This window comes from Paenarthrobacter sp. AR 02 (assembly GCF_021538675.1).
GTDB lineage: Bacteria > Actinomycetota > Actinomycetes > Actinomycetales > Micrococcaceae > Arthrobacter.
The window spans coordinates 151630-165387 of the sequence record NZ_JAJUKH010000007.1; the positions used below are offsets into that span (position 1 = coordinate 151630).

General features: G+C 63.9%; 11 protein-coding genes and 1 riboswitch. Of the genes, 1 reads left to right on the forward strand and 10 read right to left on the reverse strand.

The features are described from left to right. Positions 1-38: 38 nt before the first annotated feature. From LRQ04_RS14425 to LRQ04_RS14455, 7 genes are all read right to left on the reverse strand, one after another. Positions 39-1403, reverse strand: coding sequence for a glutamate-5-semialdehyde dehydrogenase (locus tag LRQ04_RS14425; RefSeq protein WP_235520872.1), 1365 nt, complete (start codon positions 1401-1403; stop codon positions 39-41). After that, positions 1400-2581: a glutamate 5-kinase gene (proB, locus tag LRQ04_RS14430; RefSeq protein WP_235520873.1), complete on the reverse strand. Its 1182-nt coding sequence runs from the start codon at positions 2579-2581 to the stop codon at positions 1400-1402. Before proB ends, LRQ04_RS14425 begins: the two co-directional genes overlap by 4 nt. Continuing rightward, positions 2571-4157: a GTPase ObgE gene (gene obgE / locus LRQ04_RS14435; RefSeq protein ID WP_235520874.1), complete on the reverse strand. Its 1587-nt coding sequence runs from the start codon at positions 4155-4157 to the stop codon at positions 2571-2573. Before obgE ends, proB begins: the two co-directional genes overlap by 11 nt. Positions 4158-4291: 134 nt before the next feature. Further along, positions 4292-4555, reverse strand: coding sequence for a 50S ribosomal protein L27 (gene rpmA / locus LRQ04_RS14440; protein ID WP_003803426.1), 264 nt, complete (start codon positions 4553-4555; stop codon positions 4292-4294). Positions 4556-4617: 62 nt separating this feature from the next. Continuing rightward, positions 4618-4926, reverse strand: a complete 309-nt coding sequence (gene rplU / locus LRQ04_RS14445; protein WP_018777818.1) for a 50S ribosomal protein L21 — start codon at positions 4924-4926, stop codon at positions 4618-4620. Positions 4927-5301: 375 nt separating this feature from the next. Next, complete coding sequence (thiD, locus tag LRQ04_RS14450; RefSeq protein ID WP_235520875.1) at positions 5302-6813, reverse strand: bifunctional hydroxymethylpyrimidine kinase/phosphomethylpyrimidine kinase; 1512 nt, start codon at positions 6811-6813, stop codon at positions 5302-5304. Next, positions 6804-6902, reverse strand: a riboswitch (TPP riboswitch). Its footprint overlaps the gene before it by 10 nt. Positions 6903-7068: 166 nt before the next feature. Further along, positions 7069-10248, reverse strand: a complete 3180-nt coding sequence (locus tag LRQ04_RS14455; protein WP_235520877.1) for an Rne/Rng family ribonuclease — start codon at positions 10246-10248, stop codon at positions 7069-7071. Positions 10249-10719: 471 nt separating this feature from the next. Here LRQ04_RS14455 and LRQ04_RS14460 point away from each other — a divergent pair, with 471 nt between their 5' ends. Beyond that, a complete protein-coding gene (locus LRQ04_RS14460) occupies positions 10720-11391 on the forward strand; it encodes a vitamin K epoxide reductase family protein (RefSeq protein ID WP_235520879.1) in 672 nt (223 codons plus the stop codon). A gap of 89 nt (positions 11392-11480) precedes the next feature. Here the strand turns inward: LRQ04_RS14460 and ndk are convergent, their stop codons facing one another. From ndk to LRQ04_RS14475, 3 genes are read right to left on the reverse strand one after another with little or no spacing between them, the layout of a single operon-like run. Continuing rightward, the gene (gene ndk, locus LRQ04_RS14465; protein ID WP_062069281.1) at positions 11481-11900 is read right to left on the reverse strand and encodes a nucleoside-diphosphate kinase; all 420 of its coding nucleotides are present in this window, start codon (positions 11898-11900) and stop codon (positions 11481-11483) included. Positions 11901-11940: 40 nt separating this feature from the next. Continuing rightward, the gene (locus LRQ04_RS14470; protein ID WP_235520882.1) at positions 11941-12393 is read right to left on the reverse strand and encodes a DUF4233 domain-containing protein; all 453 of its coding nucleotides are present in this window, start codon (positions 12391-12393) and stop codon (positions 11941-11943) included. A gap of 2 nt (positions 12394-12395) precedes the next feature. After that, positions 12396-13757: a folylpolyglutamate synthase/dihydrofolate synthase family protein gene (locus LRQ04_RS14475; RefSeq protein ID WP_235520884.1), complete on the reverse strand. Its 1362-nt coding sequence runs from the start codon at positions 13755-13757 to the stop codon at positions 12396-12398. Between the last annotated feature and the right edge of the window lies 1 nt (position 13758).

The window sequence follows — 13758 nt, forward strand, 5'->3', positions numbered from 1 at the left end:
CCCGCCGTTCCGGACTTCTGTTCTATGTTACCGCGTTGCTAGCTGCGGATTTGGCCTTCGCCCTGGACGATCCACTTAGTGGTGGTGAGTTCCGTGAGGCCCATGGGTCCGCGCGCGTGGAGCTTCTGCGTGGAAATCCCAACCTCCGCGCCGAGCCCCAGCTCACCGCCGTCGGTGAAACGCGTGGAGGCGTTAACGATCACAGCGGCCGAATCGATGTCCGCGATGAATTTCTCCGCATTTGCCAGGTTGTTGGTGAGGATGGCTTCGGTGTGCCCAGTGGTCCACTTGCGGATGTGGTTTACGGCGTCGTCCACGTTGTCCACCATGGCAACGGCGAGATCCAGGTCCATGTATTCAGTGGCCCAATCCTCGTCGTCGGCCGGGACGGTCTCCACACCGGCGCCCAGTGCAGCCGCGATCCGATCATCCACGTGAAGAGTCACACCCGCGTCGCGGAGTGCCTTGGCCACGGCAGGAAGCACAGTGGAACCGGAGTGCACCAGCAGCGTCTCAACGGTGTTGCAGACACTGGGCCGCTGCGTCTTTGCGTTCAAAAGGATGTCCACGGCCATCTCTTCGCCGGCGGACTCGTCGATGAAGATGTGGACGTTCCCCTCCCCGGTCTCAATGACGGGCACGGACGAGTTGGTCACCACAGTCTGGATGAGCTCGCGTCCGCCGCGGGGAATGAGGACATCCACCCGTCCGCGGGCGCGCATCAGGACGTTGGCGCCCTCGCGGCCGTACTGGTCAACGCTCTGTACCGCATCGGCCGGGAGGCCCACGGAGTCCAGCGCTTCGCGCAGGATCTGCACCAGCGCACCGTTGGTGTGCGCGGCGGCGGACCCACCGCGAAGAATCACGGCGTTGCCGCTCTTGAGGGCGAGTCCCGCGATATCCACGGTGACGTTGGGACGGGCTTCGTAAATGGCGGCCACAACACCCATGGGCACATTGACCTGGCGCAACCGCAGCCCGTTGGGAAGCGTTTGGCCACGGACCACGTTGCCCACAGGATCGGGCAGCCCGGCAAGGTTTTCCAGGGCGGAGACCAAGCCGTCGATGCGGGCGGGCGTCAGCGTGAGCCTGTCCAAGAGCGCCGCGGAGGTACCGTTGGCACGGCCTACGGCAACATCTTTGGCATTGGCTTCCAGCACATGCTTACGGTTTTCCACCAGGGCTGCGCCGATCGCACGCAGGCCGCGGTCCTTCCAGGCACGGTTCGCCTGGCCCATGCGTCGGGCAGCCTTCCGGGACCGGTCGGCGATTGCGTGTACCGCAGCCTGGACATCCTCAGGCGACAGTGGAGCGCCGCCTGCCACAGGGTTCTCCGGCGTCTGGCCGGCAGTACCGGAAACGTCGGAGATCACAGGGGCGTCGGGAGTCAGCGCTTCAGTCATGCTCCAAGTTTAGATGAGCGCGGCGCCCCCAGGAGCACCAGATCGTCAACATGAACAACTTCGCGGTCATAACCACGGCCCATGGCTTGGCCGAGCTCCTGGGTAGTACGTCCCAGCATCCGCGGCAGTTCCTCCGAAGAGTAGTTCACCAGTCCGCGGGCCACCACGGTTCCGTCATGCCCAACCATCTCAACAGGATCCCCGGCTTCGAAGTCGCCGCTGATATCCGATATCCCCGCGGGCAGGAGCGACCTGTGCCGGTCGCGCACGGCTTTCACGGCGCCGTCGTCGAGCATCAAGCGGCCCTGAACGGTCGCCAAGTGGGCCAGCCACAACAGGCGCACCGGCTTGCGGTTTCCGTTCACGGCAAACCACGTCCCCACGTCCTCGCCGGCCAATGCAGCCGCGGCGTTGGTGGTAGAGGTGACCAGTGCATGAATACCGGAACCGGCGGCGATGGAGGCAGCCTCCACCTTGGTCATCATTCCGCCCGTTCCCACACCGGCTTTGCCCGCCTTGCCAATGGTGACGCCTTCAAGGTCCTGCGGACCGCGGACCAGCGGAATCCGCTGCGCACCCTGGGACGGCGGACCGTCGTAGAGGGCGTCGACGTCGGACAGCAGCACGAGCGCGTCGGCGCGGACCAGGTGGGCCACCAACGCAGCCAGCCGGTCGTTGTCGCCGAAACGGATTTCGTGGGTAGCAACAGTGTCGTTTTCGTTCACGACCGGTACCACGCCGAGGTTCAGCAGCCGATCCAAAGCACGGAACGCATTGGTGTGCTGCGTGCGGCGCATGAGGTCATCGGCCGTCAACAGGACCTGGCTGACAGTGATCCCATGCGCGCTGAAAGCCTGCGTGTAGCGGGCCATCAGGAGTCCTTGCCCGACGCTGGCTGCTGCCTGCTGCGTGGCCAGGTCCTTCGGGCGCTTGGCAAGGCCCAACGGAGCCAGGCCAGCGGCGATGGCACCAGAGGAGACCAAGATGATTTCGGTGCCCGCATTGCGCTGGTGGGCCAGGGCGTCAACCAGCCCGGCAAGGGACTTCTCGGAAATACCGCCCTTGATACTCGTCAGCGACGAGGAACCCACTTTGACGACTATCCGCTTGGCGGTGGCCAGTGCGTTGCGTTCGAGGCCCTCGGCGGAGTTCGGTGCGTCGACGGTCCTAGTCGTCATCACCGGCGTCCAGGTTGCTTTCCTTCACGGCCTGGGCGCGCCGGCCGCTGACGGACTCGGTCCAGATGCCCGCCTTGCGCTCAGCTTCAAGCTCGGCACGCGCAGCAGCCTTGGCTTCGCGGCGTTCAACCTGTTCTTCGCGCTTCTGCGAACGCGTGGGCCGGTCCCCGATGTCGGCAACGCGGATGTCCGTGCCGCGCGGAGTTGCCAGGAGCTCGGCGCCGGCCATCATGGTCGGCTCCCAGTCGAAGACAACGCCGTCGTCTTCACCGATGACCACGGTGTCGCCCGGCTTGGCACCGACCTTGAACAGTTCGGTTTCGACGCCGAGCTTCGCCAGCCGGTCGGCAAGGTATCCAATGGCTTCCTCGTTGGTGAAGTCGGTCTGCTTGACCCAGCGAACGGGCTTCTCGCCCAGGACACGGAACAGCGGCTCGAGGTTCTTTTCTTCGCGGCGGATCTTGAAGCCGGACTCGTTGACCGCGCGCGGACGAAGGACCGGAGGTGCCACCTTGGGGGGAGCAGTCGCTACCGCATCACGCGCGGCCTTGACGATCTCTGCCATGGCGAAGCCCAGTTGGCGCAAGCCTTCGTGGCTCGTGGCCGAGACTTCGAACACGCGGTATCCGCGGGCTTCGAGGTCCGGGCGAACGAACTCGGCCATGTCCTTGCCGTCCGGAAGATCCACCTTGTTGAGGACAACCAGCTTGGGGCGTTCGTTCAGCGGCACCACCTCACCGTCCACACCGGCGTAGCTCATGTCCACTGCGTACTTGTCGAGTTCGGCCTCGATAATCGCCAGGTCGGACAAAGGATCCCGATCGGATTCCAGGGTTCCGCAGTCAAGGACATGCACCAGTGCGGCGCAGCGCTCCACGTGGCGGAGGAAGTTGTGTCCGAGACCCTTGCCGTCGCTTGCTCCCTCGATCAGGCCGGGAACATCGGCAATGGTGAAGCGGACCTCGCCGGCCTGGACCACGCCAAGGTTGGGGATGAGGGTGGTGAAGGGATAGTCGGCGATCTTGGGCCGGGCAGCGGACATGGCTGCAATCAGGCTGGACTTGCCAGCCGACGGGAAGCCAACCAGGGCAATGTCGGCAATGGACTTCAGTTCCAGGACAATATCGCTGGATTCGCCCTCGATGCCCAGGAGGGCAAAGCCGGGAGCCCGGCGTTTCTGCGAGGAAAGCGACGCGTTGCCGAGGCCGCCCTGGCCGCCGGCGGCAGCGATGTACTCGGTACCTTCGCCCACGAGGTCAGCCAGGACTTCGCCGTCCTTGGTCTTGACCACGGTGCCATCGGGTACCGGAAGGATCAGGGTTTCGCCATTCTTGCCGCCGCGCCAGTCACCCATGCCCGGACCACCATTTGTAGCGTGGCGGTGGGGTGCGTGGTGGTAGTCGAGCAGGGTGGTGGTCTGGGCAGACACCCGAAGGATGACGTCGCCACCGTTGCCGCCGTTACCTCCGTCGGGGCCGCCGAGCGGCTTGAACTTCTCCCGCTTAACAGAGACACAGCCGTGGCCGCCGGTTCCGCCGGATACGTGCAGGACTACCCGGTCTACAAAGCTCGCCACGTGGATCTCCTCAGTTGCTGTTGTACAGCGTTGTTGCAAAACCAGTGCGCCCGAGCGCCCCAGTCGATTGTAATGCGGTTAAAAGAACGGTGGAGCGGGCCGTTTGGCCCGCTCCACCGGTTCAGAACTTGTTGTTACTCTGCAGCTGCAGCAGCAACGATGTTCACTACGCGACGGCCGCGGCGAGTACCAAACTCAACCGCACCGGCCTGGAGAGCGAACAGGGTGTCGTCGCCACCGCGGCCGACGCCTGCACCGGGGTGGAAGTGGGTTCCGCGCTGGCGAACGATGATCTCGCCTGCGGAAACTACCTGACCACCGAAGCGCTTGACGCCCAGGTACTGAGCGTTGGAGTCACGACCGTTGCGAGTGGAACTCGCGCCTTTTTTGTGTGCCATGTGAAATGCCTGCCTCTAAATTTCTGGGGAAACTGAAAAACCTGAACAGCGTGTAACGAAAGTTACGCGATGCTGGTGATCTTGATCTTGGTCAGTTCCTGACGGTGACCCTGACGCTTCCGGTAGCCGGTCTTGTTCTTGAACTTCTGGATGACGATCTTCGGACCACGGAGGTCTTCGAGGATCTCAGCCGTAACCTTGACGTTGGCCAGTTCCGCAGCTGCGGAGGTGACCTTGTCGCCGTCAACCAGGAGCAAGGCGGGCAGCTCAAGCGTGCTACCGGCTCCACCGGGGACGCGGTTAAGCGTTACGTAGTCTCCAACGGAAACTTTTTCTTGGCGGCCGCCTGCGCGGACAATCGCGTACACCACTTGGGTACTCACTTCTCTCGACGTTTATAACTAAATTTGCGTGCGGAACCTGAACCGGAATCAGGCTTGGTTCGCGCTGTGCCTCAACGCCGTGGACTTCTGAACGAAGTCCGCGAGTCATCCCATGAACAATTCCAAGGGGCATAACCCAAGTGTTGGCGTAAGCACCGAAGATCAAGATTACGCTAGTTTGACCTTCAGCTGCAAATGAGGCCGGGTCCGGAGGCTACCACGTGACTCGCGTCACCAGTTGTAACGGACTCTCCCGGCACCGTGCCCATACAGCCTACAGGGTTTGGGCACGATTAACGCGATTTGCCCTGCGACGCGCGGCGAGCCTCGCAAATTACCCGCCCGGACGCCCGACCGGAGAGGTCAGGAGAAAACACGTGGCGCGTCGAAGAAGGCAGTTTCGTAGCGGCAGGACTGGGTGAAGGCTTCCATCATGGCCTCGCGATCCGCCGGCGAGGCCGCAAGGGCCGCCGCGTCCGTGAGCTTGATCGCAGTCCTGGTTGCCTCGGCGAAGTCTTCGTCGGCGTACGTCTTCAACCACTCCGCGTATGCGTGGTCCACAGGGGAACCTGCTTCCACGTAGGCGTGGTGCAGTTTTTGGCCCACTTCCGCGTACAACCAGTAGCAGGGAAGAATCGCCGCCAGCAGCACTGCGTAGCTTCCCGATGCCGAACAGGCCAGCAAATGGTCCACATAGGACTTGGTCACGGGACCCGTTGTCCCGGACACGTCGCGGCTGCTGAGCCAGTTCCTGTGCAATTCCGACTCGACCTCCAAGCACTGCATGGAGCCCTTGGCCCAGAACAACTGCTCGTCTTCAGTAGGGGCCAGGGCGCTGGCCCGGGCCAGGACCCGGGAGTAGCCGTTGAGGTAGATCGCGTCCTGTGCCAGGTAATAGCCGAACGCGGATTCCGGCAGGCTGCCCTTCTGAAGGCCATCGATGAAGCCAAGCCGATGGATCGCCTCGAGCTCCGCGCGTGCGTGTTCCCACAAAGTCGCGGCGAACTCGCCGGGCCTCAGACCCCGCTGGTGGTGGAAGTGGTGGATCGGTCCGCTTCCTCGTCCTACTTCCAAGGCCCCAGAGTGCCTCAAAGCCTCAAGCAACCAGGGCTTCACCTCCCGCAGTGAAGCTTCCCAGTCCCCCGTGCTGACCTGCACCGTGGCCAGGGCGGACGACAACGAACACCCTGTGCCGTGGCTGTTCCGGGTATCGATGCGGGGCCCGTCGACCTCGACCACGTCCTGCCGCAGCAACCCGCTCGTATTCACCAAAGCATCAGGACACGCGTTTCCCGCCAAGTGGCCGCCCTTCACAAGGACCGTGTTCCCGTACTCAGCGGCCAACCGCTTACCCTGGTCCAGCGCCGAAGCCCAGTCCGTAGCTTCCGCCTCGCCCAGCAGCACTGCCAGCTCGGGAAGGTTCGGGGTCAGGAGGTCTGCCAACGGCAGGAGCGAACGCAACGCCTTCTCAGCGGACTCGCGCAGGAGCCTGTCTCCACTGGTTGCCACCATCACCGGGTCCAGGACCACGACGCCGGGACGCACCTTTTCGAGCCAGCTGCGGACTTCGTCGATGACCTCAGGGTCGCCGAGCATGCCGATTTTGACGGCGTCAATCTCAATGTCGTTGCTGATGGCGTCCAGTTGTTGGCGCAGAAATTCGACCGGGGGCACGTGGACCGCGCTGACACCCACGGTGTTCTGGGCTGTGAGGGCGGTGATGGCAGCCATGCCATACCCGCCATGGGCCGCAATGCTTTTCAGGTCCGCCTGGATTCCTGCCCCACCGGATGGGTCGGAGCCGGCGATACTCAGCACCCGCGGAGTCGGCCTGCCTGAAGCGACCGGGTAGACAGGACAATATGGTGCAGTCATGGGGACATCCCTTCGCCGGTGCTAACCGGACAGGTTCAACGGGTCTGGATCTCAGCCCGGCCCAACGCCAGGCACCCCGTGTCTGTCCCCCAGCCTAACCGGGAAGCAGCCCGGCTCGGGAACAGCGCTGCGTAGGGGCCCGGATATGACCCATTGACGTCCCCAGGGTCCGGCCATGAACGTCCTGCACATGCAAAGACCCCGTAGTGTCTGCCGGGGCAGTTACTACGGGGTCTTGGCTAAGCAAGGTACGAATCAGAGCGCGGAAGCCGGCACGCCGACTCCCAGGATGATGGGCTCGTCTGCGGGTGCCTTTTTGGCTGGTTCCACAGGGGCCTTAGCCTCGTGGGACGAACCTTGTGGCGCCGACGCAGTCACTTCATGGTGTTCAACGCTGGTTTCGTTGGCCGCACCTTGGGCCCTGCTTGCGCTGCGGTTACGGCGACCTCGGCGACTCCCGGACGTCGAAGCGGCTTCCCGATCCTGCTCAGCGGCCCGAGCCGGGGCAGCCACCTTCGGGGCAGCAACAGCTTCGCGGACGGCAGCTGGTTCCGCTTCCGCCTCCGGTGCCGCTCCCAGGTGGGAGAATGCCTCCGCCAGCAGATCCAGGCTCATTGCCGGTTTGGCCGCCTGTGGTTCGTCCTGGTGTTCAACGAACGGCAAAGCGACTTCTTCGCCACCGAAACGCAGGACCGGGGTGGAGCGTGCTTCCCGGACTGCTGCCTCGTGGGCCGTTGATTCTTCGTCGTTGCCATGAACGACGGGTTCGTCGGCAGCCGTCTGATGCGTTGACCGCGCCAGTTCCTCTGCACGGTGAAGCTCGTCGTCGTGCAGGTGGGCAGCGTGCGCTGCAGCCGCGATGGTAGCCAACGCAGCGCGGGTTGCCTCGGCCTTTGCCTGGCGCGCAGGGTCCTGCGGTTCAGGGTGCGTTGGCGAGGCCGCGGGCGCGGCCGGCGCAGACTGAACCGGAGCGGGGGCTTCGGAAACAGCCTGTCCCCCACCCTTGCCTCGGCGGCGCTTCCGTTCCGTACGGGCCGCCGGTTGCTGCTGCTGCGTCTCTGTGTGCGGGCGGTGGTGCTCAGCGGCCACAACGTTGGCACGGCGGTGTTCCACCGGCTCATCGTGTGTCACGACGCCACGGCCGGCGCAGTGCTCGCACTGCTCGCCGAAGACCTCGAGGAGGCCGGTGCCCATGCGCTTACGCGTCATTTGTACCAGGCCCAACGACGTGACTTCAGCGACCTGGTGCTTGGTACGGTCGCGGCCAAGGCACTCAACCATGCGGCGCAGCACGAGATCGCGGTTGGATTCCAGGACCATGTCGATGAAGTCGATGACAATGATGCCGCCGATATCGCGCAGGCGCAGCTGGCGGACTACTTCCTCGGCAGCTTCGAGGTTGTTCTTGGTGACAGTCTCTTCGAGGTTGCCGCCGCTGCCGGTGAACTTGCCGGTGTTGACGTCCACCACGGTCATGGCTTCGGTGCGGTCAATGACCAACGAACCACCCGAGGGCAGGAAGACCTTGCGTTCCAGGGCCTTGTGGATCTGCTCGTCGATGCGCCAGGCAGCGAAGATGTCCTGGTCCTTGGTCCACTTCTCGAGGCGTCCCACCAGGTCAGGGGCAACGTAGGTCACGTAGGCCTCGATGGTGTCCCACGCGTCGTCGCCGGAGACGATCAGCTTGGAGAAGTCTTCGTTGAAGACGTCGCGCACTACCTTGATGGTCAGGTCAGGTTCGCCGTACAGCAGTTCCGGTGCAAGGACCTTGGTTGAGGAGGCTTGCCCCTCAATGCCCTCCCACTGAGCGCGCAGGCGGTTGATGTCGTGCGTCAGCTCTTCTTCCGATGCACCTTCAGCCGCGGTACGGACAATGACGCCGGCGTTTTCCGGCAAGCGGTCCTTGAGGATGCGCTTGAGGCGGTTGCGTTCAACGTCCGGCAACTTGCGGGAGATACCGGTCATGGAGCCGCCCGGTACGTACACCAGGTAGCGGCCCGGCAGCGAAATCTGGCTGGTCAGCCGGGCGCCCTTGTGACCCACGGGGTCCTTGGTGACCTGCACCAGGACAGAATCGCCTGACTTCAGGGCGTTCTCGATCCGGCGCGGCTGGCCTTCAAGGTTGACAGCATCCCAATTGACCTCGCCGGCGTACAGCACGGCGTTACGGCCACGGCCGATGTCCACGAACGCGGCTTCCATGGAAGGCAGTACGTTCTGGACCTTGCCGAGGTACACATTGCCGATCAGGGAGTCCTGTTGTGTCTTGGACACGAAGTGCTCGGCCAGGACGCCGTCTTCGAGGACGCCGATCTGGATTCTGTCGTCGCGCTGGCGGACGATCATTTGGCGGTCTACCGACTCGCGGCGCGCAAGGAACTCGGCTTCGGTGATGACCTGGCGGCGGCGGCCGGTTTCGCGGGACTCCCTGCGGCGCTGCTTCTTGGCTTCAAGCCGCGTGGAGCCCTTGACGCTGGCGACACGGTTGGACGGAGCTGTTTCGGTGATGGGCCGGGGCGCCCGGACACGGGTCACCGTGTTGGGCGGGTCGTCATCCGTGCCACCGGTCAGTTCAAGATCCTGGTCGCCGCGGCGGCGACGACGGCGACGACGCGACGTCACGCCTTCTTCGAGGGCTTCCGCTGCCGGGGCTTCGTCATCCTCGGACTCGCTGGGGCCCTCGGTTTCGTTCTCTTCGCGTTCGGTTCCACGCCTGCCGCGACGGCCACGGCTCCGGCGACGACGGCGGCTGCCGGCGTCGTCGAGCTCGTTGTCGGCGCTGGACTCGGCCTCTTCTTCGGCTTCCCCGGCCTTCTCTTCCACGGCCGCAACGCGCGGGACGGTGGTGAGGTCCGGAGCCTGGAAAATCATGGACGTGATGGACACGGGCTCAAGGAAAAGGGACGTGGACGCAGCCGGGGTCTCCTCCTCAGCGGGAGCCCCCTCGTCCGCAGGAACCGGCGCATCAGCTGCAGCCGGTGTTGCGGCGACTGCCTCAGCAACAGGTTCGACGGGCTGGGAGCCGGGCTCCGGCGTCGTGGTTTCTTCAGCGGCCGGCGCCTCTGCTGCTTCAGCCTTCGGCTTTGCCGTACGACGACGGCGGACCGGCTTTTCGGGGGCGGGCTCGGCGGCAGCTTCCGGCTGGCTCTCTACTGCGGCGGCCTCCGGGGCGCCAGCGGCTTCCTCGCCCAAGCCGGGGAGCGGCTCGGCAGGTTCGACCTTCTTGCGCGACCGGGTCCTGCGCACCGGCGGGGCGGCCGCTTCCGGGGTATCGGTCCCCTCGACAGCTGCAGGCACTTCAGCGGTGGGCGACTCAACCGCGGGAGTTTCCTTGGGCGCGGCCTTGCGGCGGGTCCGGGTGGTCTTCTTGGGCACTTCCGCTGTTTCCGCGGACGCTGCCTCGTCATTAACGGCTACAACCTGGTCTTTATCCATATGTGGCAACACTCCTGCCCCAGCGACGCCGCCACATCCGGCGCCCGGTGGGGCAAATATTGTCAAAACCCGCAGGCGTTGACAGAAGTCGGTAGTTTGCCTTCCGGTTCGCACCATCATTGGGGTGCGGCAGCCCTGGAAAGCCGATGGCCCTGTCCTGAAACCCGTTGTTCTGCTGCCACAACCAGGTGCCGTCCATTGTCATGGCGGGCCTACCGAGGATCACGGGATCCGGGGCATGCCCAGCTCATACTGGCGGTCTTGGGAACAAGTCACCGGACCGGATTCCGAATGTGGGTCGAAAACCGGCCATGTTCATTCTCTCACACCCCTGCACCTTCGCGGGGTAACCGCCTGTGTCGCCGCACTCCCGCTACAGGCTGGGGGCCTCCCCCAGCCTGCGGCGCTACAATCCTCCCAAGAGCCCTTCCCGCCCCGCCGGGCCACATATCGAAAAGGATCAGATCCGCGATGCCGAGCACCGCCAGGGGAAACCTGGCCAAGAATGCCTCCACGCCGGTGGAAGAACAGTCCACCGTGCGCGCTGCACTGCCCAAGACCGTGCGGGACAAGCCCTTTGCCTGGCTCCTGCTGATCACCGGAGTCATTGGCTGGTTGGCTTCAGGGGCGTTGGTCCTTGAGAAGCTCGAAGTTCTGAAGGACCCCAACCATGTCACCGTCTGCGATGTAAATCCCTGGATTTCCTGCGGCAAGGTCATGGAAACTCCCCAGAGCTCGGTGTTTGGCTTCCCGAACATGTTCATCGGGATTGTCGCGTTCGCCGTCATCATCACCACCGCCATGGGCCTCCTTGCCGGCGCAAAGTTCTCCCGCTGGTACTGGCTGGGCCTGCAGGCCGGGGTAACCCTGGGTTTCGCATTCGTTGTGTGGCTGTGGTCGCAGGCCCTCTACGTCATCAACGTCCTGTGCCCGTTCTGCATGGTGGTCTGGGCCGTCATGATTCCCCTGTTCGTCTGGGTGACGATCCGGAACATCTCCACCGGTGTCATCAAGGGACCGCCGGCGCTGGCCAAACTGCTGGGTGATTCCGGCTGGATCATTGTGGCACTGCTCTACGTCGCCGTCGCCGCCACGATTTTCTTCGCATTCCTTCACGTGTTCGCCGGGACGTCCGGCTACTAGGGAAACACGCGCAAACTCCCGCCAGATGATGGAAAAGGCCAATGTTCGAGTCGAACATTGGCCTTTTCCGTCATCTCGGTGGGGCGTTCTTAGCCCTCGAACCAGATCTTGATCTCGCGCTCAGCGGAATCAACGGAATCCGAACCGTGGACCAGGTTCTGCTGGACCGCCAGGCCCCAGTCGCGGCCGAAGTCGCCACGGATGGTGCCCGGTGCCGCAGTGGTGGGGTCCGTAGTTCCTGCCAGCGACCGGAAGCCTTCGATCACACGGTGGCCCTCGAAGACCGCAGCGATGACCGGTCCGCTCAGCATGAACTCGACCAGGGGCTCATAGAACGGCTTGCCGACGTGTTCCTCGTAGTGCTGTTCCAGCAGCTCGCGGGTCGCGTTGACCTTCTTCAGCTCCGCCAGGGTGTAGCCCTTGGCTTCGATCCGGGCGAGGATGGTTCCGCCCAGGTTACGGGCGACGCCGTCGGGCTTGACCAGGACGAGGGTCCGTTCAATGCTCACAGTTGCTCCAATGTGGTTGGTCAGTGGTTTTCATGCCAGTTTACGGGGTTTGGGTGCCTGCTTCGTCACCATGGGCCGCATCCCATTCCGCCTGCTCACGGTCCCGTTGCGCCACTTCGCGGTCAATGCGCATCCCTGCTCTGATCCCATACCACCAGCAGATGGCAAAGAGGATGCCGACAATGAACATCGTGGGCTCAGCGAAGCCCGTCAGGATGAGGACCAGTTGCAAGCCCCAGCCGACTGCGATGCCCCAGGTTTTGGACAACACTGCGCACGTCAGGACCAGCACAACGCTCAACGCGATGCCCACGCCCAGGATGATGCCCGGGTCCACCTCGCCGCGCTTCAGCCCAAAGACCGCCAGGGTGCCGAAGAACGCCACGAAGGCCTCCAGCAGAAGCACCGTGGACGCGAACATCACCTTGGTGGACCGACGTTTCTTCGGCATGCCCGGCCGCCATTCGCGCTGGGCCTTCGTCATCTTGGCCACGCTCAGGCACCTGCCTTTCCGAGCAGGATTCGAGCCTCTGCAACCACGGTGATCGATCCGGTCACCAGGACGCCACCGGCGAGGTCGTCGTTGGATTCGGCACGCTCCACAGCCCATTCGAGGGCGTCGTCGAGCTTCTCCGCGATATGTACGTTGTCCTCACCAAAACCGAGGTCGACGGCGAGTTCGGCCAGTTCCGCTGCGGGAACGGCACGTGCCGAGTTGGACTGGGTGAAGCAGAATTCCTCGGCGAGTCCGCCAAGGGACTCTTTGAGGGTTTTCAGGATCTCCTCGGCATCCTTCTCCCGCAGTATGCCCACAACCACCACCAACTTGCTGAAGCTGAAGGCCTCCTGGATGGCCTCGGCAGAGACCCGGATTCCATCCGGATTGTGGGCAGCGTCCACCACCACAGTGGGAGCGGTCCGCACCACCTCAAGGCGGCCGGGCGACGTCACCGTGCCGAATGCTTCCTTCAGCACCTCGGCGTCGAGCTCCTTCTCTCCCCCGCCGAAAAATGCCTCAAGGGCAGCCACGGCAACAGCGGCGTTCTCGGCCTGGTGGGCGCCGTGCAACGGCAGCAGAAGATCCTCGTAGCGACCGGCGAGTCCCTGGATGGTCAGGACCTGGCCACCCACGGCCACGCTGCGGGATTCAACGCCGAACTCAACGCCTTCGAAGCGGAAGGGCACGTCCACTTCGCGGGCCTTCTCCAGGAGGACCTGGGCCGCGTCAACCGGCTGCGCAGCGCTCACCAGGAAGCCGCCGGCCTTGATGATTCCGGCCTTCTCGTAAGCAATGTCCTCGGTGGTGTCGCCCAGCAGGTCCGTATGGTCCAGCGAGATCGGCGTGATGACCGAGACCTGGCCGTCTCCAACGTTGGTGGCATCGGTGATGCCTCCCAAGCCGACTTCAATGACTGCTACGTCTACCGGCTGGTCAGCGAAGACCGCAAAGCCAAGGATGGTCAGGCATTCAAAGTAGGTCAGGCGCGGCTGGTTGTCGGCAACCAGTTCGCTGTCCACTATTTCCAGGTAGGGGCGGATCTCGTCCCAGATACGCACGAACGTCGCATCGGGGACGGGTTCACCGTCAATGCTGATGCGTTCGGTCACCTTGGACAGGTGCGGGCTGGTGTACCGCCCGGTGCTCAGCCCATGGGCACGCAGTCCGGCTTCGATCATGCGGGCCGTGGACGTTTTACCGTTGGTGCCCGTGATGTGGATGATCGGGTACGCCTTGTTGGGCTCTCCGAGCACGTCCATGGCACGGAACAGCGGCGCCAGGCGTGGCTCCATCTTGTTTTCCGGTGCCCGGCCAAGGAGTTCCGCGTAGACGCTTTCCACCGAGAATTCGTCAGTCATG